The sequence below is a fragment of the Sphaerisporangium rubeum genome (assembly GCF_014207705.1).
GTDB lineage: Bacteria > Actinomycetota > Actinomycetes > Streptosporangiales > Streptosporangiaceae > Sphaerisporangium > Sphaerisporangium rubeum.
Genome location: NZ_JACHIU010000001.1, coordinates 7,332,317 through 7,357,994 on the forward strand (window position 1 = coordinate 7,332,317; position 25,678 = coordinate 7,357,994).

Consider the following 25,678-nt stretch of genomic DNA (forward strand, 5'->3'; position numbering starts at 1 on the left):
TCGCCGTCCCGGCAGGGCCGATCATGGCTCACCCAGGTAGCGCTGGATCGTGGGGGCCAGCAGCTCCACCAGCTCCTCGACGTCCACCGACGCGATCGGCTCCACACGCAGCACGTACCGCAACATGATCACGCCGAACATCTGCGCGAAGGCCGCCTCCATGCGGATCGGCGGGATGCCCAGCGTCTCGACCACCGTGTCGAGGATCGCCCGCGCCAGGAACTCCCGGGTCATCGCGACGACCTGCTCGTTGGTGGTGGCGCTACGGACCAGCGCCAGCACGGGCTCGCGAGCCGCGGGGTCGGCCGTCAGGGTGAGCAGGAAACGCACCAGGCGCTCGCCGACCTCCTCACGCGGGCCCTGCAGGATCAACGGCAGCACCTTGGACGGGTCGGCGGGCAGGCTGAGCGCCGCGACGAAGATGCCTTCCTTGGTGGAGAAATAGTGGTGGACCAGCGCCGGGTCCACCCCGGCCTCCCTGGCGATGCCGCGGATCGTCGCCTTGTCGAAACCCTTGTCGGCGAAGACCTTGCGGGCCGCGGCGATGATCTCGTTGCGCGTGTCGGTGAGCCCCGGACGGCGGCCGGGCCGGCGGCGCTCCGCTCCCTCAGCCATCGCCGTCCTCCGGTGTGCGGGCCATGGCGAGGTAGACGCGCATGGGAACCTCCAGCTCACCGTCCGGGGCCGCCTTGCGCAGCTCGTCGCGCTCGCGCACCACCACGGCGGTGGCCGCCTCGTCGCCGAGCGACGCCACGAACGCGTGGGAACGCAGGTCGAGCAGCATGTCGTCCACGCTGATCCGCCGCACCCAGTGGATCCAGGCCTCCTGGACCGACAGACCCGCCTCCCCCATGGCACGTGCCACCTGAGGCACCCGCCACTGCGGCAGCGCCGGACCCCAGTACGCCGGACAGCTCGCCGCGAGCCGCCGCTCGAACGCCACCAGCCAGTCGGCGCCGGTGCCCTGCGCGTCGTCCGGCGTGGCGCCGAGATCGACGGTGTTCCACCACGCCGCGAGCACGCCGCCGGGCCGCAGCACCCGCACGGCCTCCGCGATCGAGTCGGCGGGCCGCAGCCAGTGCCACGACTGCGCGTAACACACCAGGTCGGCGACGCCTTCACGCAACGGCAGCATGTTGCCGTCCCCGACGACCACACCGGGCCGGGCCGCATGGGACACCAGCCGGGCCAGCATGCGCTCCCCCGGGTCGATCGCCGTCACCCGCGCACCCCTGGCGAGCAGACCCCTGGTCGAGATGCCGGTGCCCGCGCCGACATCGACCACCACGGCGCCTTCCAGCGACATCTCGCACAGCGAAGCCACCGCGTCGTACACCCCGTCGGGGTAGCCCGGCCTGGCCGCGTCGTAGTACTCGGCGACGCGGTCGAACACCTCATGGCTCATGGCGACGAGTAGATCACGCCGTGGACGAGGCGGCGAAGTGCAGCCGTGCGAACGCCAGGCCCTCGGCCAGGTCGTCCACGCGCTCGGTGCGACCGGCGGCTTTACGGGTGTTGATCTCCAGGACGATCAGGCCGCCGTACCCGCTGGTGGCCAGCCGCTCCAGGATGCGTGCGCACGGCTGGCTGCCGCGGCCCGGCACCAGGTGCTCGTCCTTGTTGGTGGTCCCCACGCCGTCCGCCAGGTGGAGGTGGGCCAGCCTGTCGCCGAGTTTCTCCGCCATCTCCAGCGCGTCGGAGCCGGACACGGCGGTGTGGGACAGGTCGAGGGTGACCTGCGGGTAATCCTGGTCGATGGGGTCCCATCCCGGGGAGTACGGGACCACCTCGGTACCTCTCGCGCGCAGGGGGAACATGTTCTCGACAGCGAAGATCACGTCGGTCTCGTCACGCATGCGGGCGAGCCCGGTCTCGAAGTCGCGTGCGTACTCGCGCTGCCAGCGGAACGGGGGGTGGACCACCACCGTCCGCGCCCCGAGCCGCTCGGCGGCCTTACGGGCACGGACCAGTTTGGCCCAGGGGTCGCGGCCCCAGACCCGCTGCGTCACCAGCAGGCACGGGGCGTGCACGGCGAGGACCGGCACGTGGTAATGGTCGGACAGCCGCTCCAGCACGTCGATGTCCTGACTCACCGGATCGGCGCCGACCATGACCTCGACACCGTCGTAACCCAGACGCGCGGCCAGCTCGAAGGCGTCCGGAGTGCGCTCCGGATACACCGACGCGGTGGACAGGGCGATCTTGGCATTCGGCACTCGGATGACGTCGGTCACATTGCCAGCCTAAGCCGGTCCACGCACCCCCGGCGCGCCACGACCCGCAACCCACCAAGATCATACCTTCCCCCCCACGTCAACCCCCGAAAACCCCTCCCGGACAACACCGCCGGCCACCCCTCTCCGCACCGGCATGACCCCGTGTCCGGCGCCGCCGTACGGTGGCCCGCCGGGACGCGGAGGCGCACTAGCGTGGACGCATGGCGCGGATCGTGAAGGGGGCCATCCCCAGTCCCAACATCTGGAACACGCCGGAGGTCTACGAGCTGGAGAACCGTGCCGTCGATCCCGAAGGGGTCGCGGACGCGGCGATGCGGGCCGTCAGGTCGTGGGACGGCGGGGTGGTGCTCGACATCGGGTGCGGCACGGGGTTCCATCTTCCGGGGTACGCGGCCACGGCGCGCGAGGTGGTCGGGGTGGAGCCGCATCCGGGGCTGGCCAGGCAGGCGGCTGAAAGGTGCCGTACGACGCCGAATGTCGTGGTGCGTACCGCGACCGCACAGGATCTTCCGCTCCCCGACGCCTCGGTGGACGTCGCCGTGGCGCGCTGGGCCTACTTCTTCGGGCCGGGGTGTGAGCCGGGGCTGCGGGAGCTGGCCAGGGTCGTGCGCAAGGGTGGGGCCGCGTTCGTCGTGGACCTGGACGGGTCCAGAGGAGCTTTCGGACGGTGGTTCACCAGGACCGTGCCGAGCTACTCCACCGAGCGTGTGGAGGCGTTCTGGACGCGTCAGGGGTGGATGCGCAGGGAACTGGACCTGCGCATGGTGTTCACGGCGCGAAGCCACCTGGAGGCCGTCCTGCGCATCGAGTTCGCGCCGGAGGTCGCCGAGGAGGCCGTCGCGGCCACCCCGGGGCTGGAGATCGACTACCCCAATGTCCTGCGGTGGCGTCTTTTCTGAACCCGGACTGTCACCGGCGGGGGATAACGTGCCCCCATGACCAAGACGCAGAAGCCCGGCTACCGCTGCGCCGAGTGCGGCTGGCGCACGACCAAGTGGGTGGGTCGCTGCGGCGAGTGCCAGGCGTGGGGCACGGTCGACGAGGAAGGCGCGCGGGCCGGGGTGCACGTCGTCCAAGGTGGCGCGGTTTCCGCACCCGCGCTGCCGATCGGCCAGGTCAAGGCCGAGTTCGCCAGAGCGCGCACGACGGGGGTCGGTGAGCTCGACCGGGTGCTCGGCGGCGGGCTCGTGCCGGGTGCCGTCGTGCTGCTCGCGGGGGAGCCCGGCATCGGCAAGTCCACGTTGCTGCTGGAGGCCGCGGCGAGCCTCGCCAGGCACGAGACCGTGCTGTACGTCACGGGTGAGGAGTCCGCGGCCCAGGTGCGCATGCGCGCCGACCGCATCGGCGCCATCCGCGACCAGCTCTACCTCGCCGCGGAGACCGACCTCGCGGCGCTGGTCAGCCATGTCGAGAAGGTCCAGCCCCGGCTGCTGATCGTCGACTCGGTGCAGACCATCGGGTCGACGCAGACCACCGGCGTGCCGGGTGGCGTCACGCAGGTGCGCGAGGTCACCGGCAATCTCGTGCGCCTCGCCAAGGAGCGCGGCATGTCCACGGTGCTGGTCGGCCACGTCACCAAGGACGGCTCCATCGCCGGCCCGCGTGTGCTCGAACACCTGGTGGACGTCGTGCTCCACTTCGAGGGCGACCGGCATTCGCGGCTGCGCATGGTGCGCTGCGTCAAGAACCGCTTCGGCCCCACCGAGGAGGTCGGCTGCTTCGACCTGAACGAGCGCGGCATCCAGGGCCTGGCCGACCCGAGCGGCCTGTTCGTCTCCCGTCGCTCGGAGCCGGTGGCCGGCACCTGCGTCACCGTCACCGTCGAAGGCACCCGTCCGCTGCCGGCCGAGGTGCAGGCCCTGGTCGGCCCGACCGACGCGCAGCAACCCCGCCGGTCCACCTCGGGTCTCGACCCGTTCCGCGTCACCATGATCCTCGCGGTGCTCGAACGCCGGCTCAACGCGCGGCTGAGCGGCTGCGACGTGTTCACCGCCACCGTCGGCGGCATCCGCCTGAACGACCCGGCGGTGGACCTCGCGGTCATGCTCGCCGTGGCCAGCGCCGCGGGTGACCGGCCGCTGCCGCCGGGGCTCGTGGTGCTCGGCGAGGTCGGCCTCGCCGGTGAGCTGCGGCCCGTGCGCGACATCAGGCGCCGCGTCGCCGAGGCCGCCAGGCTGGGTTTCACCCGCGCACTGGTCCCGGCCGGGTCGCTCGACCAGGACACGCCGCCACCCGGCGAGCAGGACGGCGACGCGCTGCGTCCGGTGCCGGTGGGCCGCCGTCCGGCCCGCACCACCGCGTTGACCTCGGGCTTCGAGGTGACCGAGGCCGAGAACGTCTGGGACGCGCTCACCCACGTCACCTGACCCCGGGGTGAGACCGCCGGGTCGGGCCGCCTTCGTCCGGGCCCACTCGGCCCCTCCCCGGTAAACTGGCGACGTCAGCGACCAGCGGGGGCCATGTGGCTAACATCGACAAGGGGATCGACGAGCGACGAAGATCGGTCCTTGCCGCGCTCGCTCCGGGTACCGACCTCCGTGACGGCCTGGAGCGCATACTCCGCGGCCACACCGGGGCTCTCATCGTCCTCGGGTACGACGCCGGGGTCGAGAAGGTCTGCACCGGCGGCTTCTTCCTCGACGTCGAGTTCTCCGCGACCCGGCTGCGTGAGCTGGCCAAGATGGACGGCGCCATCGTCGTCGACCAGGCCGCCGACAAGATCGTGCGAGCCGCCGTGCATCTCGTGCCCGACTCCGACCTGCCGACCAACGAGTCCGGCACGCGCCACCGCACCGCGCAGCGCGTCGCCAAGCAGACCGGGTACCCCGTGATCTCCATCAGCAAGTCGATGCGCATCATCGCGCTGTACCTCGACGGCGTGCGGTACGTCCTCGAGGAGTCCGCGGCGATCCTCTCCAAGGCCAACCAGGCGCTCGCGACGCTCGAACGCTACAAGACCCGCCTCGACGAGGTGTCCGGCACGCTGTCGGCGCTGGAGATCGAGGATCTCGTCACGGCGCGCGACGTCGCGGTGGTGGTGCAGCGGCTGGAGATGGTGCGGCGCATCGCCGGCGAGATCGAAGGCTACGTCGTGGAGCTCGGCACCGACGGACGGCTGCTGTCCCTGCAGCTCGCCGAGCTCGTCGCCGGTGTCGAAGGCGACCGCGACCTGATCATGCGCGACTATCTGCCGTCGGGGAAGGAGCGCCGTTCCCGCCGTGTCCCCGAGGCCCTGGCCGAGCTCGACCGTCTCTCCGCCGCCGACCTGCTCGACCTCACCGCCGTGGGCCGCGTGCTCGGCCACGCCGGCTCCGAGGCCCTGGAGTCCCCGGTGAGCCCGAGAGGCTTCCGTCTGCTCGCCAAGGTGCCCCGCCTGCCGGACAGCGTGGTCGACCGCCTCGTGGACCACTTCGGCGGCCTCCAGAAGCTCCTGGCGGCCAGCACGGCCGACCTCCAGTCCGTCGGCGGCGTAGGCGAGTCGCGGGCCCGCAGCGTCCGCGAGGGCCTCTCCCGCCTCGCCGAGGCGTCCATCCTGGAGCGTTACGTCTGACCCTCCGGGCCGGCGCACTCCGGCACGGCGCTCGGCGCGGCCGGTCCGCTCAGCTCGGGGTCGCCGGGTCAGCGCAGGTGGAAGATCAGCTCGTGGCTGCGCAGCGCGCCGAGGCGGGCCGTGGCGACGTAGGTGCCGGGACGTGCGACGGGCCGCTCGGAGCGGCAGTCCGCGCCGGATCTGCGCCGGTCCCACTGCACCTTGGTCACGTGGGGCACACCCCTGCGCAGGGTGCGCATGTCACGGCCGGGGCCGCTGACGCAGTCGGTGGTGGACCAGATGCGGTCCCCGCCGGAGGTGATCCGCGTCTCGACGGCCCGCCTGCCGAGGTCGACCTCGCACGACATGTCCCCGGTGTTCACGACCGTCAGCAGGAAGCTCGGTTTGCGGTCACCGGCGTACACCTGCGACTCGGCGTGCAGGCTCAGCACCAGGTCTCCGCCGCGGCACGGCTCCTCGCCGTCAGGTGACGGCGGCGCCGTGGCCACCGCACCCGGCCGCGCCGCCGCCTCACGGGACGGCGACCCGCCGCCGCCGTCCCGTCCCGGCGTGCCGCGGCCACCGGCCCCGAGCCCGCCGGACGCGCTGCAGGCCCACGCGACCACCGCGACCACCACGAGCACCCCGACCAGCACGGCGACGCGCCTGCGCCAGTACACCTCAGGCCCCTCGACCCCCAGATCGCCACGGAACGTGTCCGGATCCATACTCACAGTATGGAGATAACTGTCCATCGGGAGGGTGTAGACCCGCCGGGAAACCCACGATGACCGGCGTGTCGTTCCCGCTCACCACCACGTGCCGTTCCGCGGAGGCCCGGCCGATCCGCGTTCTGAGTCAGATCACCGTTCCCGGCAGGCGGTAGGTGCCGTCCGCGAGGGGCTCGGCGAGGCCGTCGGCGACGAGGCCGTCGAGGGCACGCTCACGTTGCACGGCGTCGGACCAGACGGCGTCGAGCGCCGGCTTCGGCACCGGGCCGTGGGCCTCGCGGAGCACGGCGAGCAGCCGGCCGCGGCACTGGCGGTCGGTGCCGGCGTAGGTCTGGCCGCGCCGGGCCGGGCCGTCGTACGCGGGCCGGCCCGCGAGGCGCCACGCGCACTCGCCGGCGACGGGGCAATCGGCGCAGCGGGGGGCCCGCGCGGTGCAGACAAGGGCACCGAGCTCCATCACGGCGACGGCCCAGCGTGGTGCGTCCACCTCGGGGATCAGCGACTCGGCGAGGGTGCGCTCGGCGGCCGTCGTGGCCTTCGGCGGGAACTCCTCTCCCCGCACCGCGCGGGCCAGCACCCGCCGGACGTTGGTGTCCAGCACCGCGTGGCTGCCTCCGTAGGCGAAACTGGCGACCGCCGCCGCCGTGTAGTCGCCGATGCCCGGCAGCCGCCGCAGCTCGTCGTAGGTGGACGGCACCTTGCCGTCGTGGTCGTCGGTGATGGCCCTGGCGCAGGCGTGGAGATTGAGCGCGCGTCGCGGATAGCCGAGCCGGCCCCAGTGCCGCACGGCCTCACCCGGCGGCTCGTCCGCCAGGGCCGCCGGGGTGGGCCACCGCTCCATCCAGTCCTCCCACACCGGCAGCACCCGCGCCACCGGCGTCTGCTGGAGCATGATCTCGCTGACCAGCACCCCCCACGCGCCGACCCCGGCGCGCCGCCACGGCAGGTCACGCGCCGCCACCCCGTACCAATCGACAATCGCCTCACGCAACGCACCGGCCATGCCGAGAGCCTAGTGGGGGCCGGGGAAGGCAGGTCCGGCGAACGACCGGAGAGGGGTCGGACCTCCTCCACCCGGTGATCCGGCTGGAACGGCCGCGAGCTCGTCCAGGGTCCGCCGGACAAGATCACTATGGACCATTTCAAGGACGTGTTCGTCGCCTCCGGCGGCGGTCGCCGTGCCTGCCTGGTGCCGCAGGCGCAGGCGTTCCCCGGCACGAGGGTCAGGCGGCGAGTTTCAGACCGAGAGCGGTGAGGTTGCGGCGGGTCCAGTCGAGGTCGGCGGCCAGGGTGGCGACGAGCGCGGCGGGGCCCTTGTTCTTGGCGGGGATGGTCAGGCCGTGGGTCTCGACCTCGATGTGCGCGCCGGTGCCGGGGTGGGTGCTGAGGATCGTGGAAAGGGTGTCCTCCAGCAGGGCCTGCGGGGTCTCCGTGCTGTGGACGTGGCCGAGTTTCACCACCGACGAGCCGGCCGCGGCCACGCCACGCAGCGCGGCGCCGGGCTCGGTGCCGCCGCACGTGAGGTGGCACGCGTCCAGGGAGACGCCGAGGTATTCGGAGTCGATGCCGCAGACGCGCTCGACGGCCTGCTCGGTGGTCTCGAGGACGCAGCCGGGCCAGGGCTGGAAGCCGACGCGGATGGTCTTGCCGGTGACGCTGTGCAGGCCGCGCAGTTCGCGGGACAGGCGGTCGAGACGGCGGGACGCTATGGCGTGCAGGTCGGCGGGCCAGTCGCGGCGCCAGCCGATGGGGATGGTGGTGATGCTGCCGAAGCGGACGTCGTCCGGCAGCAGGTAGGCGAGGATCTTGGCCAGGGCCATCGTGTACCGGTACCGCTCGGGCTTGGCCCAGTCGGGGCCGGGGGAGTCCTGGCCCATGCCGCGGCCACCGGCGCCGTTGAGGCTGACGACCTCCAGGCCGCGCTCCTCCAGGGAACGGCGCAGCCTGACCAGCTCGATGCGGTCGGCGGTGAGGTGGTCGGCGACGGCGGGGGCGAGCCAGAGGCCGATGCCGAGGCGGTCCACGCCGAGCCGTCTGCGCACCGGTACGGCGTACCGGGTCAGGTGAGCGATCAGGTTCTCCAGGTCCTCCGCGGGGTGGACACCCGCGTTGTAGGACAGGTGAACGAGCGTGCCGTCCTCGTGACACAGGCGCATCCGGTGCCTCCCAGGCGTGCTGCGTTTGTCAGGCCCGCACACGGCGCGGCCTCTGCCACGGCGGTCCCGGCTCACGGGATCCGGCCGGAGCGGGTCCGCTCGGCGCGCATCCCTCCCCGTGTTCGCCCGGCCCGCTACGCCGGTGGGAGGACCTCCGCGCGAATCACCACACGATCGGTGGACGGCCAGGTCGCAGGCCCGGCCGGATTCGCTCTACAGAGTGTAGTACTACTTGGCGTGGTGACATAGCGAATCACGCCGAAACACCTTCACCAAATACGAAAGACCCCCCGTGAGATGTCTCACGGGGGGTCTCGCGCGTTCTGTCACAGGCTCCCGGTGCTACGCGGGACGGCGGTCCGCCGGCGCGGCGGAGGCGCCGGCCCGGCTGCTCGCCGGCTCACGGAAGCCCTCGGCCGAGTCCGGCAGGTCCTGCGGCTTCTGCTCACCGGTGAAGATGAACTTGGCGTTCTCGCCTTCGCCCTCGATGGTCACCTTGACCACCTGGCCGGGACGAAGATCGCCGTAGAGGATCTTCTCCGACAGAGTGTCCTCCAGCTCGCGCTGGATGGTGCGGCGCAGGGGCCGCGCGCCGAGCACGGGGTCGTACCCGCGGTCGGCGAGCACCTGCTTGGCCTCGGAGGTGAGCTCCAGGCCCATGTCGCGGTCCTTCAGACGCGCGTCCACCTGGGCCAGCATCAGGTCGACGATCTGGATGATCTCGTTCGGCGTGAGCTGGTGGAAGACGACGGTGTCGTCGACACGGTTGAGGAACTCGGGCCGGAAGTGCTGCTTCAGCTCCTCCTGGACCTTGGCCTTCATGCGGTCGTAGTTGCCCTCGACGTCGTTGGTCTTGGCGAACCCGACCCCGATGCCCTTGGAGATGTCCCGGGTGCCGAGGTTGGTCGTCATGATGATGACGGTGTTCTTGAAGTCGACGACGCGACCCTGAGCGTCGGTCAGGCGACCGTCCTCCAGGATCTGGAGCAGCGAGTTGAAGATGTCCGGGTGGGCCTTCTCGATCTCGTCGAACAGGACCACGGAGAACGGCTTGCGCCGGACCTTCTCGGTGAGCTGGCCGCCCTCTTCGTACCCGACGTAGCCGGGCGGGGAGCCGAACAGCCGCGAGACGGTGTGCTTCTCCATGAACTCGGACATGTCCAGCATGATCAGCGCGTCCTCGTCCCCGAACAGGAACTCGGCGAGCGCCTTGGACAGCTCGGTCTTGCCGACACCGGACGGACCGGCGAAGATGAACGACCCGCCGGGACGGCGCGGGTCCTTCAGACCGGCGCGCGTGCGCCGGATGGCCCGCGACAGTCCCTTGATCGCGTCGTCCTGGCCGATGATCCGCTTGTGGAGCTCGTCCTCCATGCGGAGCAGCCGCTGGGACTCCTCCTCGGTGAGCTTGAACACCGGGATGCCGGTCGCGGTCGCGAGGACCTCGGCGATGAGCTCCTCGGTGACCTCGGCCACGACGTCCATGTCGCCGGCCTTCCACTCCTTCTCGCGCCTGTCCCGCTTGAGCTGGAGCTGCTTCTCCTGGTCGCGCAGGGCCGCGGCCTTCTCGAAGTCCTGCGCGTCGATCGCGGACTCCTTGTCGCGGCGGACCTGAGCGATCTTCTCGTCGAACTCGCGCAGGTCCGGCGGCGCGGTCATGCGGCGGATGCGCATGCGCGAGCCGGCCTCGTCGATGAGGTCGATCGCCTTGTCCGGCAGGAACCGGTCGCTGATGTAACGGTCGGCGAGCTGCGCCGCCGCCACCAGTGCGGCGTCGGTGATGGTGACCCGGTGGTGGGCCTCGTAACGGTCGCGAAGGCCCTTGAGGATCTCGATGGTGTGGCTGAGGCTCGGCTCGGCCACCTGGATCGGCTGGAAGCGGCGCTCCAGCGCGGCGTCCTTCTCGAGGTGCTTGCGGTACTCGTCGAGCGTGGTCGCGCCGATGGTCTGCAGCTCGCCGCGCGCCAGCATCGGCTTGAGGATGCTGGCGGCGTCGATGGCGCCCTCGGCGGCACCCGCGCCGACCAGGGTGTGCAGCTCGTCGATGAACAGGATGATGTCGCCGCGCGTGCGGATCTCCTTGAGCACCTTCTTCAGGCGCTCCTCGAAGTCACCGCGGTAGCGGGAGCCCGCGACCAGAGCACCGAGGTCGAGCGTGTAGAGCTGCTTGTCCTTGAGCGTCTCGGGAACCTCGCCCTTGACGATCTTCTGGGACAGGCCCTCGACGACCGCGGTCTTGCCCACGCCGGGCTCGCCGACCAGCACCGGGTTGTTCTTGGTGCGGCGGGACAGCACCTGCATGACCCGCTCGATCTCCTTGTCACGGCCGATCACCGGGTCGAGCTTGCCCTCGCGGGCCGCCTGGGTGAGATTACGGCCGAACTGGTCGAGCACGAGCGATGTGGAGGGGGCGGACTCGGCGGGGCCGCCGGCCGCCGCGGGTTCCTTGCCCTGGTAGCCGTGCAGCAGCTGGATCACCTGCTGGCGCACGCGGTTCAAGTCGGCGCCGAGCTTCACCAGCACTTGAGCCGCTACACCCTCACCCTCACGGATGAGGCCAAGGAGGATGTGCTCTGTGCCGATGTAGTTGTGACCGAGCTGCAAAGCCTCACGAAGCGACAGCTCTAGCACCTTCTTGGCGCGCGGGGTGAAGGGGATGTGCCCTGACGGAGCCGACTGGCCCTGCCCGATGATCTCCTCGACCTGCTGCCGCACACCTTCAAGACTGATCCCAAGACTCTCCAGAGCCTTGGCGGCCACACCCTCCCCCTCGTGGATCAACCCGAGAAGAATGTGCTCAGTACCGATGTAGTTGTGGTTGAGCATCCTGGCTTCCTCCTGAGCCAGGACGACAACCCGCCGTGCGCGGTCAGTGAACCTCTCGAACATGTCGTCGCTCCTCACAGAGCGGCCAGGCTGCTCGGGATATCCGGGCCCGCCGCATCCGCATGCTAGCCCCGACCGGCGACCGCTCCATGCACATGAGCGTTCCCCGGGTGCAGGGCGTTCACGCTCCATCCAACTACTGTTGGGGGCCTGCGTGTTCCCTCTACGCCGCAAGCGAACGACGTTTAACCCGCAGTTTTCCTACGGGTGCGCGACGAAGCCCCGGACGATCACGCCCGGATAAACGGGATCATGCGGCTATGGCGGCCCCTGAAGCCGCCATAGCCGCTGATCATATGTGGACCCGTCAGTGCGCCGCTTCGTACTTCTCCACGACAGAAGAGGCAATGCGACCCCGCTCGCTGACCGAGATGCCGTGGGCCTTCGCCCAGGCCCTGATCTCCGAGCTCTTTTCCCGTGACGGACGCTGGCCCGCTCCCCGCCTGCGGCCGCGGGCGGGTGCGCTCTCGGCTCTGCGTGCGCTGGAGACGAATTGAGACAGTGCGTCGCGGAGCTTCTTGGCGTTATCGCCGCTCAGGTCAATCTCGTAAGAGGTGCCATCAATCGCGAAGGTGACAGTCTCACTGGCCTCGCCACCATCGAGGTCGTCGATGAGTATCTTCTGGATCTGCGTGGCCATCTGGCATTCCTTTCGCAGAGCATAGTTCTTTTCGTCAGCCAAACATATACCCGGCAACCCTGGCTGACAATTTCAGGATGCTGTCGTGATTGAAGTGGAACCGTCCGGCCCGTCGCCGGGTCAGCCGGATGAAGCCTCCGAAGACTTCTCCGAGGGTTCCGCCGCCCGCCTCCGGGCCTCCGCTTCGGAACGCACGAGCTTCACCACCGCGACGATGACCACCGTGGCGACTACCGCCGGTGGTATCAACGCGGACAATACATCGTTCATTGATCCTCGATCCACGTGGGGGGCGGATTCCCCCTGCCCCCCACGTTAATTGTCACACGAGACCCCCTCGGTCCGTACCACGGTTGCCTGATCCGGGAGTCAGGATCCGACTCTAGCCCCACGCGAGGTCAGACGGGTTGCGAGACTGCGGGTCCATAGCCTGCCGAAGGACCGTTCCACGGTAATCCCGTCTAGCAAGCGGTCTTACCGGATGCGCTCGTAAAGGTGATCCCCGAAAACACCGACGGGGCGGCCGCAGCGCGGCCGCCCCGTCGGAAATGCCCGTCTCAGCGGGCCGCCTTGACGACAACCGTCCCGGCGATCTTGTCGTGCGGGCCCTGATGCCTGGGCTTGTCCACGAGGATTAGGATCGCCAGCACGAGCACGAAGATGGAGGACAGCCATCCGACGACAGGAATGCCGTAGAGGACCATCGCACCCGGGAAGATAGCCGACCGCTTCAAGACGGCACCCGAATCAAGCGCGCCACCCGCCGCCGACACCAGGCGGATCTTCATGACCTTCTTACCGAGCGTCTGCCCGTCCTTGGAATGAAGGACATAGTCGTAGGCGGCATACGCGCCGAACGCGATGACGCCGGCGAGCAGCGCCGGCAGGATGACCGATCCAGAGGCCAGCGAGGGGTCGGCCAGGATATCGGCGACCGAGGGCCCGAACATGGAGAAGAAGATGGAATTCAAGATCCCGTAGACGACGCTGAAGATCAGGCCGTCGAGGAAACGCGCCACCCAGCGCTCCCACCAGAGCGCAGGCGCACCTGCGGGATCCATCCCGTAGCCCTGCTGGTGGCCGTGCTCGCCGTACGCGGGCTGGCCGTAGCCCTGCTGCGGAGCGCCGTACCCCTGCGCGCCGCCGTACTGCGGGTCCTGCGGCTGACCGTACTGCTGGTAGGACTGGCCCTGCTGCTGCCCGTACTGGGGCTGACCCTGCTGCTGCCCGTACTGGGGCTGGCCGTACTGCTGGCCCTGCTGGGGCTGACCGTACTGCTGCTGACCGTACTGCTGGCCGTACTGCGGGTCGGGCTGCTGGGGGTGCCCGTAGGGGCCGTTTCCGGGGGGTGGTTCCGCCGTCATCTGATCACCTTTCGCGACAGGCGAACGGGCACTCGCCGTTCATGCAAGGTCCTATCGCAAGTAGGGGTAGGCCCGTTACCACTTTGCCCACTTCGCACCCGTAATGTTCACCCGCGAGAACATGAAAACAGGGCCGAGGATGATTCCCCGGCCCTGCCTGTGTCAAGCTACCTGATCTTGACGACCACGGTCTTCGCGGCCTTGTCGTGCAGACACTGCTGGTACGGCTTGTCCCAGAACTGCCACAGCACGTTCACCAGCCCGAAGATGCCGATCACGACGTTGGCGAACGGGATCCAGCGCAGCAACTGCGGACCGAAGATGACGCCGGACCGCTTGATCGCCGCGTCACCCGGCAGCCCGCCGTCGAGGGAACCGCCGAGCGTGATGACCTTGATGCCCATCGCCATCTTGCCGACCGTCTGCCCCCGGCTCTTGTGCAGGAAGAAGTCGTAGACGAAGTAGACGGCCGTCACCAGGACCGCGAGCACGAGTTCGTAGAGGAACAGGCCGCTGCCTTCGGTGACCTGTCCCGTCGACAGGTCGAAGCTCGGCTGCGTCACCAGCACGGCCAGGAGGATGAAGGTGAGGATGACCGTGGGGACCGCGAGGATGAGGCCGTCGATCAGCCGCGCCACCAGGCGCTGCCACCACTCGGCGAGCGGCGCCGGCACACCAGGCGGGGCCTGACCCGCCGGGCCGTAGGCCTGGGGATAGGCCGGCTGGCCGTAGCCCTGCTGCTGACCGTAGCCCTGCGCGCCGTACTGCTGCTGGCCGTAGGCGGCCTGCTGCTCCTGCTGACCGTACTGAGGCTGGCCGTACTGCTGCTGGCCGTACCCCTGCTGCTGGCCGTACTGCTGGCCGTAGCCCTGCTGGGCCTGCTGGCCGTACTGCTGGTCGCCGTACTGCTGTTGCTGGCCGTACTGCTGGCCGTAGCCCTGCTGGGCCTGCTGGCCGTACTGCTGCTGCGGGTAGCCGCTCTGGTCGTACCCCTGCTGGCCGTACTGCTGGCCCGGCTGAGCCTGACCGTAGCCCTGCTGGCCCTGCTGCTGGCCCTGCTGGCCGTAGCCCTGCGCGCCGTACTGTTGCTGCCCGTAGGCGGCCTGCGCCTCCTGCTGGCCGTAGCTCTCCTGCTGACCATAGCCCTGCTGCTGGCCGTAGCCCTGCTGGCTGTAGCCCTGCTGGCCGTAACCCTGCTGCTGGCCGTAGCTCTGCTGCTGGCCGTACTGCTGTCCCTGCTGACTCTGCTGGGGATATCCCTGCCCGTACGCTCCCGACCCGCTCTGCTGGCCGTACGGGTCCTGCTGGCCGTAGGACTGCTGCTGGGGGTAGCTGTTCTGCGACGTCTGCTGGGGGCGGTGGACGACTGTGACCTCCGGGTCCATAGGACGCTCGGCGGGCTGTCCATACTGCGGAGGTCCGGACGACGCGTGGTCGTCCGGTTCGTCACGTGGGTACGGCGGCTGTCCGGTGCTCACCGTTTCACCTCACTTCGGCTTCGCATGCGGCAAATGTCAGACACGCATGCTGTGGTGGAGCCCAACGTAGCGACAGCGGGATCAACAGTCACCTTTCCAGCGCGTCATCCCGCCGGTCAGGGAGAGTCAGGATGGGGGTGAGAGATGGAGGAGCATGCGGGTGTTGCCCAGAGTGTTCGGTTTCACGTGCTCCAGATCGAGGAACTCCGCGACACCCTCATCGTAGGAGTCCAGCAACTCCGCGTACACCTCAGGTGACACGGGTGTGCCCTGAATCTCCGTGAATCCGTGCCGTGCGAAGAACTCCACCTCGAAGGTGAGGCAGAAGACCCGGCGCAGCCCGAGCTCTCTCGCGGTGGCGAGCAGCGCGGCCACGATGCGGTGCCCGATGCCCCGCCCTCTGTGCCGCGTGTCCACCGCCACCGTGCGGATCTCGGCGAGGTCCTCCCAGAGCACGTGCAGGGCCCCGCAGCCGACCACCTCGCCGTCCCGCTCGGCGACCCAGAACTCCTGGACGTCTTCGTACAGCGTCACCGTCGCCTTGCGCAGCAGTCGCGGCCCGTCGCCGGAATAGGACGCGACCAGCCGGCCGATGGCCCGGACGTCCGTCGCGCGGGCACGCCGGACGGCCAGTTCGCTCCCAGGTGGCACGGACGCCATGACCTGCTCCATGACCGGTCAGCGTATCCGCAGGCACCCCGCATCGCCGACGGCACCAGCCGGTGTCCGAGATAACGGACGGACCCAAATTGGCCGGCGTCCCATTCTGGTCGCGTTGGGTAGCCGGGTGAGCGCGCGACGTCGAAACGTGGCAGTACGCCGCCTTAATGCCGTTACAAGACGTCGGGACCTGCGACTTCACACGCCAAGAGATCGTAAAGTGGACGTCTTCCCAGCGTAATGCGGGTTCCGGGGGTCCGGCGGCGTGATCGTTCCGTGATCGGCCGGTTGTGATTCCTCTACAGGTTTCGTAGTTCTGGTTGAGCAGGAACCCGCGCTGCACTAGTGTCACGGCTCGATCCCGGTCATCGCCCACGGTGGCCGGACCGCCTAATCCCGGCCACATGCGACCGCCGGGAACCGGGGAACCAAAAGGCACACGCCGGGCCCGTACCGGCGGTCGCCGACCCCCCGGGGTGAATCCGAGAGGGAGGCATCGCGATCCTCCGCGACCAGTCACTCGGTAGGGCCACTCCCGCCCGAACCCGTCAGCTAACCCGGTAGGCGTCCGAGGAGAGGAGCTCGTTGGTGCACGCTGGGCGCACGCCTGGGAAGAACACGGGCCGGCACGTCCGTCCCCGCGGCCACCGGCCGCGGTCCGGCACGGCTCCGTCGAAGGCGATGGCCGCCTTGGCGGCCGGAGCGGCCCGCACGCGGCTGTCCCGCCGCGTCGCCATGCTCACCGCCGTCCTGATGGCCCTGACGTTCGGCACGCCGCTGATGTCGGCGAGCGCCGAACCGAAGCCGAGCCTGAACGAGCTCAAGAAGCAGGTCGAACGCCTCTACGAGGACATCGAGGCGCTGACCGAGCAGTACAACGGCCAGAAGGAGCGCCTCAAGCAGGCACAGCGGTCGGCGAAGCTCGCCAAGCAGACGCTGGACAAGAGCCAGGCCGACCTGGAGGAGAAGCGCCAGAAGGCCGGCGTCTACGCTCAGGACGCCTACATGACCGGCGGCATCGGCTCCTCACTGGCCCTGGCGATGTCCGGCGACCCCGACGGCTACCTCAACCGCGCGGCCACGACCTACGCTCTGCAGCTCCAGCAGGGCGAGGAGGTCTCGCTGATCACCAAGGCGATGGACAGCGCGGAGCGCGCGCGGGAGAGCGCCAAGGCCCGCGAGGCGGAGGTCAAGAAGCTCGTCGGCGAGCTCGACGCCAAGCGCGACAAGATCCGCGGCCTGGTGGGCCGCACCGAGAGCAGCCTGTTCCGCCAGGCCCGCGCGCAGGTCGCCGGCTACGGCAGGGCCACCAGAGTGGCCATCCCGATCCCCGGGGACGGCAAGGCGGCCGAGGCCGTCAGGTGGGCCCTCACGCAGCAGCTCAAGCCGTACGTGTGGGGTGCCGAGGGGCCCAACTCCTTCGACTGCTCCGGCCTGGTGATGTGGGCCTACCAGAAGGTCGGCATCAGCCTTCCGCACTACACCGGCGACCAGTGGACCGCCGGCACCCACGTGTCCCGTGAGGACATGCGTCCGGGTGACCTGGTGTTCTTCTACAACGACCTGCACCACGTGGGCATCTACATCGGCGGCGGCATGATGGTGCACGCACCGCGCACCGGTGACGTGGTGCGCGTGGCGCCGATCGGCAACCGGCCGTTCGCGGGAGCCGTGCGCATCGCCGACTGACCGCGCCGCCTGACCCGTGCGTCCGCGGCCACCCGGCCGCGGACGCACGGGTCAGATCAGCCGGCGTCTGGCGGCCCAGGCCACCGCTTCGATCGCGGTGGCCACGCCGATGCGGTCGCAGATGCCGCGCAGGCGCCGGCGCACGGTGCGGCCGCTCACGTCGAGCCGCCTGCCGACCCGGTCGACGGTGACCCCTTTGGCCAGTTCGGCGAGCAGCAAAAGATCATCGTCGGTCAGTCCCACGTCTGATCCCGTCGGAATGTCATTTCCCCGGGAAACCAGATCCGGATACGCCATCGGGTGTCCTCTCCCCCACGACGAACTCGGCAACATACTTGAATGCTTCGGCCCGCCCGTCAGGAACGGTAAACGCCACGTTGAAAGGTCGTCAAGCACTGACCGCGATACCTGTTACGTTCGTCATTGACATACCACTCCATATGTGAACTACTCATGACATGTTTACGAGCCTGTAGCGAGGTGGACACCGGTGATCAAGGGAGGGCCACCGGAGGAGGCCACGCTCAGGTGTGACGGCATGCCTGGTGGAACGGCGGATCGCGGTCACACGGCCGGGTCGGCCATGCTCGTCCCACCGTCCTGCCGGGATATGATCAGGATCCGTGCGCGCTTATTAGCCGCGAAATATGGCCCACTTTCCACAGGCATTTCCGCATGCCCGCCGCCTCGGCGATCAGCGAGGGCCGGGGCAATTGCCCGGCCCGGCCCGAGGCGTGCGCGCTATTCGACCGCCGGCGTCAGCCCACGTTGCGGTTGTAGATGAGCCGCAACCCGATGAGCGTCAGCCACGGCTCGTGCACGTCGATCGACCGCGCCTCGTTCACCACCAGCGAGGCGAGCGTGCCGGTGGCGACCACCGTCACGTCGTCGGGGTCGGCGGCGAGCTCCGGGGCGATGCGTTCCACGATGCCGTCCACCTGGCCCGCGAAGCCGTAGATGATGCCGGCCTGCAGGGCCTCGACGGTGTTCTTGGCGATCACCGAGCGCGGACGGACCAGCTCGACCTTGTGCAATTGCGCGCCGGCCGCCGCGAGCGCGTCCACCGAGATCTCGATGCCAGGCGCGGTGACCGCACCGACGTACTCACCCTTGGCCGAGACCGCGTCGAACGACGTCGCCGTGCCGAAGTCGACGATCACGCACGGCCCGCCGTACAGGGTGACCGCGGCCAGCGCGTTGACGATGCGGTCGCTGCCGACCTCCTTGGGGTTGTCCATGCGCACCGGCACACCGGTGCGGACCCCGGGCTCCACGATGACGGCGGTCACGTCGCCGTAGTACCTGCGGCACATCTCCCGCATCTCGTTGAGCACCGACGGCACCGTGGAGCACAGCGCGATGCCGCTGATGTCGGCGTCCTTCAGCAGAGGGCTCTGGCCGAGCAGGCCCTGGAGTACCACCGCGATCTCGTCGGCGGTGCGCCGCGCGTCGGTCGCGAGGCGCCAGTGCTCGATGACCTCTTCCCCTTCGAAGAGGCCGAGCATCGTGTGGGTGTTGCCGACGTCGATCGTGAGCAGCATCAAGTCCCCTGGAGGTCCAAAGCTATGTCCAGTGCCGGGGCCGAGTGGGTGAGGGCCCCGACGGCGAGGTAGTCGACGCCGGTCGCGGCGACCTCGCGCGCCACGGCCAGGGTGAGGCCGCCGCTGGCCTCCAGGCGCGCGCGACCGCCGACCAGGCGCACGGCGCGCGCCAGATCGTCGACGGCGAAGTTGTCCAGCAGGATCTCCTCCGCCCCCTCGGCCAGCAACGGCTCGATCTGGTCGAGCCGGTCGACCTCCACCTCGATCGGCAGGCCGGGAAAGGCCCGCCGGACCGCGCGGAACGCCTCGGCGACCCCACCGGCCGCCACCACGTGATTGTCCTTGATCAAGGCCGCGTCCGAAAGCGACATCCGGTGATTGGCACCACCACCGCAGCGGACCGCGTACTTGGCGAGGGCCCGCAGGCCGGGGATCGTCTTGCGGCTGTCCCTGACCCTGGCCCCCGTGCCCTCGACGGCCCGCACCCAGCGTCCGGTCTCGGTGGCGATGCCGGACAGGTGGGTGAGCAGGTTCAGCACGGTGCGCTCGGCGGTCAGCAGGTCGCGGACCGGGCCGGTCACCGTCATCAGCACGTCGCCCGCGGCCACGCGTTCGCCGTCCTTGGCGCGGGCCTTGACGGTGAGCCGGCCGCCGGAGAGCCTGGCGAAGGCCGCCTCCGCGACCGGCAGGCCGGCCACGACACCGTCCCTGCGCGCGACCACCTCGCCGGTGGCGTTCTGGCCGGGGGGGATGGTGGCGACGGTGGTCACGTCGCCTTCCTGGCCGACGTCCTCGGCGATCGCGGCGTCCACGAGCGAGACGACGGCCGCCGGGTCCAGGCCGGCGTCGAGGAGCTCGGCCTCGACGTGACTCGGCAGAGCGGCGGTGCGGTCCTCGTCGTGGCGGCGGTAGGTCATGGTCAGCCCCTCCTCGGTCAGGCTCAGGTCCAGGTGTCCGAGCCACCAGGTGTCGTCGGGTCCGGGGAAGTCCTCGCGCCAGTGCGAGCCGCGGGTCTCCTCACGGGCCGCCGCGGCGGTGACGAGCGCCGTGGCCACGGTGAGCAGGTTGGTGGTCTCCCATGCCTCCGTGCACGGCTGTACGGCCACCGGCGTCCAGCGCGCGTCGAGCAGGGCCTGGCGTACGTCACGCAGGCTCCGGCCGCCGCGCAGCACCCCGGCACCCGCGCTCATGCGGGCCTGGAGCCGGGGACGGACCCGCGGGTCGGCGAGTCCTGTGGCGCGGCCGTCGTCCACCGGCTCGCCGGGCCGCGGCGGACCGGCCGCGAGGCTTGTGGCGATGCGCTCGGCGAAGACCAGGCCTTCGAGCAGCGAGTTGGACGCGAGCCGGTTCGCGCCGTGCACGCCGGTGCAGGCCACCTCGCCGCAGGCGTACAGCCCGGGGACGGCCGTGCGTCCGTCGAGGCCGGTGCGCACGCCGCCGCTGGCGTAGTGCGCGGCGGGGGCCACGGGAATGGGCTCGCGCACCGGGTCGATGCCGTGTTCCAGGCAGATGGCGTGGATGGTGGGGAAGCGGGTGCGCCACTTCTCCTCACCGAAGTGCCTGGCGTCAAGGTGGACGTGATCGGCGCCGGTCTCCAGCATGCGGCGCATGATCGCCTTGGCCACGACGTCGCGAGGTGCGAGGTCCGCGAGCTCGTGCACGCCGGTCATGAACCGCTCGCCGCCGGCGTCGATCAGCACGGCCCCCTCGCCGCGCACCGCCTCGGAGATCAGCGGCTGCTGGCCGGTGGAGTCCCCGCCGAGCCACAGCACCGTGGGGTGGAACTGCACGAACTCCAGGTCGCTGACGACGGCACCGGCGCGCAGTGCGAGGGCCACGCCGTCCCCGGTGGACACGAGCGGGTTGGTGGTGGCCGCGTACACCTGGCCCATGCCGCCGGTGGCGAGCACGACGGCCGACGCGCGCACGGCGCCGACGCCGTCACGCGCACCCTCACCCATCACGTGCAGGGTGACGCCGCACGCGGCGCCTGCGGCGTCCTTGAGCAGGTCGAGAACGAGCGCGTGCTCGATCACCTCGATGCCAGGAACCCCCGGCCCCGCGGGCTCGGCGGCCCGAACGGCGGCGACGAGCGCGCGCTGCACCTCGGCTCCCGTGGCGTCGCCACCCGCGTGCACGATGCGGTCGCGCCGGTGGCCACCCTCCCTGCCGAGCTGGAGCCCGCCGCCGGGCTCGCGGTCGAACCGCGCGCCGCTGTCGATGAGGCGGCGCAACGCGGCCGGTCCCTCGGTGACCAGCAGGCGTACGGCATCGGCGTCGCACAGCCCCGCACCCGCGGTCAGCGTGTCGCGGATGTGCTCGGCCGCCGAGTCGGCGGGGTCGAGCACGGCGGCGATGCCACCCTGGGCCCAGCGGGTGGATCCGGCCGACAACACGTCCTTGGTGACGACGAGGACACGGGCACGCGGCGCGAGCTGTGCGTACCGCAGGGCCACGGTGAGGCCGGCCACGCCGGAGCCGACGACGACGAGGTCGGCGTGGACGGTCCAGCCGGGTTCGGGGGCGGTGAGCCGCCGGGGGAGGGGCGGGTACGTCATGGGTCGCTCCTAATTTCGTCACTATGACGATAACCGATGGCGCGCATGTTCCCGTCCATGGGGGTGATTTTCGTGATTTCCGCAGGTCAGCGGCACCGAACAGGGTACGCGGCCCGTGGCACCGGTCAGATCAGCGTCAGCACCACGTTGTCGATCAGACGCGTCGTGCCGACCCTGGCGGCGACGGCGAGCACGACCTCGCCGCGGTGGTCATCGGAGACGGGGCTGAACGTCGCCGGATCGGCCAGCACGAGGTAGTCGAGCACCAGAGGCGGATCGGCGGCCACCGCGGCGTCCAGGACGGCCTGGGCCGCGCGCAGGATCTCCTCGGGGGTCTCGCGCTCCGCGCCGGCGCGGAGCGCGGCGGACAGGGCCAGAGCCGTCACGCGGTCGGCCGGGGACAGGTAGCGGTTGCGGCTGGAGAGCGCGAGACCGTCGGGCTCGCGGACCGTCTCGCCGCCGACGACGGTCACCGGGACGTCGAGGTCGGCCACCATGCGCCGGACGAGCGCGAGCTGCTGCGCGTCCTTGCGGCCGAACACCGCGACGTCGGGACGCACCAGGTTGAACAGCTTCAGCACGACGGTGAGCACACCGTCGAAGTGGCCGGGACGGAAGGACCCCTCCACGACCGTCCCCATGGCGCCGGCCGACACGCCGACCTGCCGGTCCGGCAGGTACATCTCGTCCGCGGCGGGTGCGAACACCAGGCTCACCCCCTCGGCCGCGCACACCGCGAGGTCGGCCTCCATCGTGCGCGGGTAGCGGGAGAAGTCCTCGGCCGGGCCGAACTGCAACGGGTTGACGAAGACGCTCACCGCGACGTGATCGGCGTGCTCACGGGCCAGCCGGATCAGCGACCGGTGGCCCTCGTGCAGCGCACCCATCGTCGGCACCAGCGCCAATGTCCCCGGCGCCACACCAGGCCTCGCCACCACGTCAGCACCGGCCGCGCCGGTCACCCCGAGCGCGGCACGGGCCGCGGCCAGCTCGGCTCGGTTCCCTGCGACGATCACGTCCACGGTTTGCCTCCCAGCGCGTCGAGGAGGCGCTCGGCGGCCTCCGGTCTGAGCAGCCCGGCCGCGAGGGCCCGGTCCGCGGTGAGCCTGGCGAGCGCCACGTAGGCGTCGGCGGCCTCCGGGGCGACGGCCATGAGCGCGTCCACGTGCTTGCGTACGGTGCCGGCGTCGCCGCGCACGACCGGGCCGGTGAGGCCGGCGATGCCGAGGCGCAGCGCGTTGTCCAGCGCGGCGCCGAGCAGGGGGCCGAGCACACGGCCCGGGTGCTCCACGCCGATGCCGCGCAGGATCTCCTGCGACTCGGCGATCAGCGTCACCATGTGGTTGGCCGCGTTCGCCAGCGCCGCGTGATAGGTCGCGCGGTCCTGCTCGGCGACCCACACCGGCTCGCCACCCATCTCGATGACCAGGGCCTCGGCGACCGGACGCAGCGGGTCAGGCGCGGTCACGCCGAAGGAGCAGCCGCTGATCCTGCGCAGATCGTCCTCCCGGCCGGTGAAGGTCATCACCGGGTGCAGCGCGAACGGCAGCGCACCCGCGGCGGTGGCGGGGTCGAGCACGCCGAGGCCGTACGCGCCGCTGGTGTGCACGAGCATCTTGCCCCGCAGGTCCACCCCGGCGGCGGCCAGACCGGCGACGAGGCCCGGCAGGACGTCGTCGGGGACGGTGAGGAGCACAAGGTCGGCGCGCGCGATCAGCTCGTCGGGACGTGACATGCCGACCCCGAGCCGCTCCTCCGCGCGGCGGCGGGAGGCGTCGGAGACCCCGGCGGCGGCCACGACCCGGTGGCCGGCCTGCGCGAGCGCCGTGCCGAGCGCGGAACCCACCCGTCCGGCGCCGAGCACACCGACGGCGAGGCGGCCGGGACGCTCGCTGGTCTCCATCACGTTCCGTCCACATCGCTCGACGACAGACCCAGTTGACCAGGGTACGGCGGCGCCTGCCGCGCGCCGCGATCGGGCATTGGTAACGTGCCGTGCCGTGTGGGTGACCTGGCGGGAGGCCATGGAGCGCGCGCTGTACGGCGAGCGTGGGTTCTATCTGAGGGAGCGGCCACGCGGTCACTTCCGCACGTCGGTGAGCGCGTCCGAGGTCTTCGCCGGCGCGGTGCTGCGGCTGCTCGGCGCCGTCGACGCCGCGCTCGGCCGGCCGGCCGCGCTGGACCTCGTGGACGTCGGCTCCGGGGACGGCGCGCTGGTGACGCGGGTGCTGCGGACGGCGGAGCCGTCGCTGGCGGCCCGCCTGCGGGTCACGGCCGTCGACCTCGCTCCGCCGCCGCCGGATGCGGACCCCGCGATCAAGTGGGCCGCCGAGGCGCCGGAGCACGTCACCGGCCTGGTGATCGCCAACGAGTGGCTGGACAACGTGCCGCTCGACGTCGCCGAGCAGGGACCGGACGGCCCGCGACTGGTGCTCGTCGACCCTCGCACCGGTGCGGAACGGCTCGGGGACCGGCCCCAGGAGCGGGACCTCGCATGGCTGGACCGGTGGTGGCCGCTGCCGACGGCCGGTCGGCGCGCGGAGATCGGCCGGCCGAGGGACGAGGCATGGGCCACGGTCGTCGGACGTCTCTCCCGAGGGCTGGCGGTGGCCGTGGATTACGCACACCCTGTGGACGACCGTCCGGAATTCGGCACCCTGACCGGATACCGGGCCGGGGCCGGGGTGGCCCCGGTACCCGACGGATCCTGCGACATCACCGCGCATGTCGCGCTGGACGCCTGCGCCGCCGCCGGGGAACGAGCAGGCGCGGTGTCCACCACCCTGACCACCCAGCGGCACGCGCTGCGCTCGCTCGGGATCACCGGGGCCCGGCCGTCCCTCGGCACGGTGGACGCCGACCCGGCCGCGTACCTGCGCGGACTCACCCGGGCCTCCCGTGAGGCGGAGCTGATCGACCCGGCAGGGCTCGGCGGCTTCGGCTGGCTCGCGCAGGCCACCTGCCGTTCACTGGCCGGGTGGCCCCCCGGAGCCACTCCGGCGTCCTAACCGGTGGACACCATCAGGGACTCAAGACCGCGGATCACGTAGTTCGGCTTCCAGACCGGCTCCTCGACCAGGCGCAACGCGGGGGCCGCCTCCAGCAGCGCGCGGAACGACTCGGCGAGCTCGACGCGGGCCAGTGGAGCGCCGAGACAGAAGTGGATGCCGGCGCCGAAGGAGATGTGCGGATTGTCGGCGCGGGCCACGTCGAAGCGGTCGGGGTCGGGGAAGACCTCGGGGTCGCGGTTCGCCGAGCCGAACAGCAGCGCCACTTCCGCGCCTTTCGGGATGTCCACGCCGCCGATGGTGACGTCCTCGAACACCCAGCGCTCGAACATCTGCAGCGGGGTGTCGAAGCGCATCAGCTCCTCCACGGCCGTGGTCAGCAGCGACGGGTCGGCCCGCAGGCGTGCGAGCTCGCCGGGGTGGCGGAACAGCGACCACCAGCCGTTGCCGGTGACGTTGACGGTCGCCTCGTGGCCGGCGTTGAGCAACAGCACGCAGGTGCCGACGAGCTCGTCCTCGGTGAGCGTGTCACCGCCGTCGGCGACCTGGGCCAGTGCGCTGATCAGGTCGTCCCCGGGGTGCGCGCGGCGCAGTGCGGCCAGTTCGCGCAGGTAGGCGGCGAACTCCGACGCGGCGCGCACCGCCGTGTGCTGCGCATCCAGCGAGGGGTTCAGCTCGTACATGCCGCACATGCCGGCCGACCAGGGACGCAGCAGGTGGCGGTCGGCCTCGGGAACGCCGAGCATCTCGGCGATCACCGTGACCGGCAGCGGCTCGGCGACCTCGGCGATCAGGTCGCCGCCGCCGCGCTCGACGAAACCGTCCACCAGGTCACGAGCGACGCGCCGCACACGGGGACGCAGCTCCTCGACCATGCGCGGCGTGAACGCCTTGGAGACCAGGCGGCGCAGCCTGGTGTGCACCGGCGGCTCGACGTCCAGCATGCCGGCCCTCGTCACCCGCCAGAAGGGCTCCTGGAACTCCGGCTCGGCCGGCCTGCCGAACTCCTCGTGCGTGGCGAGATGCAGGTAGGAACGGCCGAGCCGCCGGTCGCGCAGCGCCGCGTTCACGTCTTTGTGCCGCGCCACGAGCCACTGGCCGGTGGGTTCGAAGTACCGCACCGGCTCGGTGTCCCTGAGTTCCCGGTACACGTCGTACGGATGAGCGACGAACTCCGGATTCCATGGGTCAAAGAGCACAA

General features: G+C 70.7%; 22 protein-coding genes and 1 riboswitch. Of the genes, 5 read left to right on the top strand and 17 right to left on the bottom strand.

Annotation, left to right across the window (positions count from 1 at the left end; genetic code table 11):
- Positions 1–21: 21 nt before the first annotated feature.
- Genes BJ992_RS31165 through BJ992_RS31175 form a run of 3 tightly spaced genes read right to left on the bottom strand, consistent with a single transcriptional unit; the run spans position 22 to position 2,234 of the window.
- Positions 22–615 (bottom strand): TetR/AcrR family transcriptional regulator, encoded by a 594-nt coding sequence (locus BJ992_RS31165; RefSeq protein WP_184987081.1) that lies wholly within the window; start codon positions 613–615, stop codon positions 22–24.
- A complete protein-coding gene (locus BJ992_RS31170; RefSeq protein WP_184987083.1) occupies positions 608–1,405 on the bottom strand; it encodes a class I SAM-dependent methyltransferase in 798 nt (265 codons plus the stop codon). The genes BJ992_RS31165 and BJ992_RS31170 overlap by 8 nt, the downstream gene beginning before the upstream one ends.
- A gap of 13 nt (positions 1,406–1,418) precedes the next feature.
- Complete coding sequence (locus BJ992_RS31175; protein ID WP_184987084.1) at positions 1,419–2,234, bottom strand: TIM barrel protein; 816 nt, start codon at positions 2,232–2,234, stop codon at positions 1,419–1,421.
- A gap of 203 nt (positions 2,235–2,437) precedes the next feature.
- On the opposite strand from BJ992_RS31175, the gene BJ992_RS31180 reads away from it, so the two are divergent.
- The 3 genes from BJ992_RS31180 to disA all read left to right on the top strand — a co-directional run bounded on the left by BJ992_RS31180 (position 2,438) and on the right by disA (position 5,787).
- Complete coding sequence (locus BJ992_RS31180; RefSeq protein WP_184987086.1) at positions 2,438–3,136, top strand: class I SAM-dependent methyltransferase; 699 nt, start codon at positions 2,438–2,440, stop codon at positions 3,134–3,136.
- A 36-nt stretch (positions 3,137–3,172) separates the two neighbouring features.
- On the top strand, positions 3,173–4,603 hold the full coding sequence (gene radA / locus BJ992_RS31185) for a DNA repair protein RadA (protein WP_184987088.1): 1,431 nt from the start codon (positions 3,173–3,175) through the stop codon (positions 4,601–4,603).
- A 95-nt stretch (positions 4,604–4,698) separates the two neighbouring features.
- Complete coding sequence (gene disA, locus BJ992_RS31190; RefSeq protein ID WP_184987090.1) at positions 4,699–5,787, top strand: DNA integrity scanning diadenylate cyclase DisA; 1,089 nt, start codon at positions 4,699–4,701, stop codon at positions 5,785–5,787.
- Between the two features lie 68 nt (positions 5,788–5,855).
- Here disA and BJ992_RS31195 read toward each other — a convergent pair whose 3' ends face one another.
- The 8 genes from BJ992_RS31195 to BJ992_RS31230 form a co-directional block, all read right to left on the bottom strand.
- Positions 5,856–6,494 carry a hypothetical protein gene (locus BJ992_RS31195; protein WP_184987092.1) on the bottom strand — a complete coding sequence of 213 codons (639 nt, stop codon included), beginning with the start codon at positions 6,492–6,494 and terminating at the stop codon, positions 5,856–5,858.
- Positions 6,495–6,624: 130 nt separating this feature from the next.
- Positions 6,625–7,500 (bottom strand): A/G-specific adenine glycosylase, encoded by an 876-nt coding sequence (locus BJ992_RS31200; RefSeq protein WP_184987094.1) that lies wholly within the window; start codon positions 7,498–7,500, stop codon positions 6,625–6,627.
- Between the two features lie 220 nt (positions 7,501–7,720).
- On the bottom strand, positions 7,721–8,653 hold the full coding sequence (locus BJ992_RS31205; protein ID WP_184987096.1) for a sugar phosphate isomerase/epimerase family protein: 933 nt from the start codon (positions 8,651–8,653) through the stop codon (positions 7,721–7,723).
- Positions 8,654–8,995: 342 nt separating this feature from the next.
- A complete protein-coding gene (locus tag BJ992_RS31210) occupies positions 8,996–11,542 on the bottom strand; it encodes an ATP-dependent Clp protease ATP-binding subunit (RefSeq protein WP_184987098.1) in 2,547 nt (848 codons plus the stop codon).
- A gap of 304 nt (positions 11,543–11,846) precedes the next feature.
- Positions 11,847–12,179 carry a histone-like nucleoid-structuring protein Lsr2 gene (locus BJ992_RS31215; RefSeq protein ID WP_184987100.1) on the bottom strand — a complete coding sequence of 111 codons (333 nt, stop codon included), beginning with the start codon at positions 12,177–12,179 and terminating at the stop codon, positions 11,847–11,849.
- Between the two features lie 557 nt (positions 12,180–12,736).
- Positions 12,737–13,543, bottom strand: coding sequence for an RDD family protein (locus tag BJ992_RS31220; RefSeq protein ID WP_184987102.1), 807 nt, complete (start codon positions 13,541–13,543; stop codon positions 12,737–12,739).
- 167 nt (positions 13,544–13,710) lie between these two features.
- Complete coding sequence (locus tag BJ992_RS31225) at positions 13,711–15,021, bottom strand: RDD family protein (RefSeq protein WP_221475051.1); 1,311 nt, start codon at positions 15,019–15,021, stop codon at positions 13,711–13,713.
- A 126-nt stretch (positions 15,022–15,147) separates the two neighbouring features.
- Entirely contained in the window at positions 15,148–15,693 is a 546-nt protein-coding gene (locus tag BJ992_RS31230; RefSeq protein WP_184987104.1) for an amino-acid N-acetyltransferase, read from the bottom strand.
- Positions 15,694–16,058: 365 nt separating this feature from the next.
- Positions 16,059–16,264: riboswitch (cyclic di-AMP (ydaO/yuaA leader) on the top strand.
- A 5-nt stretch (positions 16,265–16,269) separates the two neighbouring features.
- On the opposite strand from BJ992_RS31230, the gene BJ992_RS34085 reads away from it, so the two are divergent.
- Positions 16,270–17,370: a C40 family peptidase gene (locus tag BJ992_RS34085; RefSeq protein WP_343072945.1), complete on the top strand. Its 1,101-nt coding sequence runs from the start codon at positions 16,270–16,272 to the stop codon at positions 17,368–17,370.
- Between the two features lie 51 nt (positions 17,371–17,421).
- Here the strand turns inward: BJ992_RS34085 and BJ992_RS31240 are convergent, their stop codons facing one another.
- The 5 genes from BJ992_RS31240 to BJ992_RS31260 all read right to left on the bottom strand — a co-directional run bounded on the left by BJ992_RS31240 (position 17,422) and on the right by BJ992_RS31260 (position 23,372).
- Entirely contained in the window at positions 17,422–17,613 is a 192-nt protein-coding gene (locus tag BJ992_RS31240; protein WP_343072946.1) for a helix-turn-helix domain-containing protein, read from the bottom strand.
- A gap of 515 nt (positions 17,614–18,128) precedes the next feature.
- The gene (locus BJ992_RS31245) at positions 18,129–18,911 is read right to left on the bottom strand and encodes a type III pantothenate kinase (protein WP_184987108.1); all 783 of its coding nucleotides are present in this window, start codon (positions 18,909–18,911) and stop codon (positions 18,129–18,131) included.
- The gene (locus BJ992_RS31250; RefSeq protein WP_184987110.1) at positions 18,911–21,469 is read right to left on the bottom strand and encodes an L-aspartate oxidase; all 2,559 of its coding nucleotides are present in this window, start codon (positions 21,467–21,469) and stop codon (positions 18,911–18,913) included. Before BJ992_RS31250 ends, BJ992_RS31245 begins: the two co-directional genes overlap by 1 nt.
- 125 nt (positions 21,470–21,594) lie before the next feature.
- Entirely contained in the window at positions 21,595–22,491 is an 897-nt protein-coding gene (gene panC, locus BJ992_RS31255; RefSeq protein WP_184987112.1) for a pantoate--beta-alanine ligase, read from the bottom strand.
- Entirely contained in the window at positions 22,482–23,372 is an 891-nt protein-coding gene (locus BJ992_RS31260) for a Rossmann-like and DUF2520 domain-containing protein (protein ID WP_184989403.1), read from the bottom strand. Before BJ992_RS31260 ends, panC begins: the two co-directional genes overlap by 10 nt.
- 97 nt (positions 23,373–23,469) lie before the next feature.
- Here BJ992_RS31260 and BJ992_RS31265 point away from each other — a divergent pair, with 97 nt between their 5' ends.
- Complete coding sequence (locus BJ992_RS31265) at positions 23,470–24,477, top strand: SAM-dependent methyltransferase (RefSeq protein ID WP_343072947.1); 1,008 nt, start codon at positions 23,470–23,472, stop codon at positions 24,475–24,477.
- Here the strand turns inward: BJ992_RS31265 and BJ992_RS34490 are convergent.
- Entirely contained in the window at positions 24,474–25,676 is a 1,203-nt protein-coding gene (locus BJ992_RS34490; protein WP_184987114.1) for a cytochrome P450, read from the bottom strand. The two genes, BJ992_RS31265 and BJ992_RS34490, sit on opposite strands and share 4 nt — an antisense overlap.
- Positions 25,677–25,678: the final 2 nt, after the last annotated feature.

Bases quoted from the DNA above. Each gene is read 5' to 3' on its own strand.
- BJ992_RS31260 (WP_184989403.1), bottom strand. From the start codon at position 23,372: ATGGAGACCAGCGAGCGTCCCGGCCGCCTCGCCGTCGGTGTGCTCGGC.
- BJ992_RS31245 (WP_184987108.1), bottom strand. From the start codon at position 18,911: ATGCTGCTCACGATCGACGTCGGCAACACCCACACGATGCTCGGCCTC.
- BJ992_RS31210 (WP_184987098.1), bottom strand. From the start codon at position 11,542: ATGTTCGAGAGGTTCACTGACCGCGCACGGCGGGTTGTCGTCCTGGCT.
- BJ992_RS31250 (WP_184987110.1), bottom strand. From the start codon at position 21,469: ATGACGTACCCGCCCCTCCCCCGGCGGCTCACCGCCCCCGAACCCGGC.
- BJ992_RS31195 (WP_184987092.1), bottom strand. From the start codon at position 6,494: ATGGATCCGGACACGTTCCGTGGCGATCTGGGGGTCGAGGGGCCTGAG.
- radA (WP_184987088.1), top strand. From the start codon at position 3,173: ATGACCAAGACGCAGAAGCCCGGCTACCGCTGCGCCGAGTGCGGCTGG.
- BJ992_RS31230 (WP_184987104.1), bottom strand. From the start codon at position 15,693: ATGGAGCAGGTCATGGCGTCCGTGCCACCTGGGAGCGAACTGGCCGTC.
- BJ992_RS31215 (WP_184987100.1), bottom strand. From the start codon at position 12,179: ATGGCCACGCAGATCCAGAAGATACTCATCGACGACCTCGATGGTGGC.
- BJ992_RS31180 (WP_184987086.1), top strand. From the start codon at position 2,438: ATGGCGCGGATCGTGAAGGGGGCCATCCCCAGTCCCAACATCTGGAAC.
- BJ992_RS31205 (WP_184987096.1), bottom strand. From the start codon at position 8,653: ATGCGCCTGTGTCACGAGGACGGCACGCTCGTTCACCTGTCCTACAAC.
- BJ992_RS31165 (WP_184987081.1), bottom strand. From the start codon at position 615: ATGGCTGAGGGAGCGGAGCGCCGCCGGCCCGGCCGCCGTCCGGGGCTC.
- BJ992_RS31200 (WP_184987094.1), bottom strand. From the start codon at position 7,500: ATGGCCGGTGCGTTGCGTGAGGCGATTGTCGATTGGTACGGGGTGGCG.
- BJ992_RS31220 (WP_184987102.1), bottom strand. From the start codon at position 13,543: ATGACGGCGGAACCACCCCCCGGAAACGGCCCCTACGGGCACCCCCAG.
- BJ992_RS31170 (WP_184987083.1), bottom strand. From the start codon at position 1,405: ATGAGCCATGAGGTGTTCGACCGCGTCGCCGAGTACTACGACGCGGCC.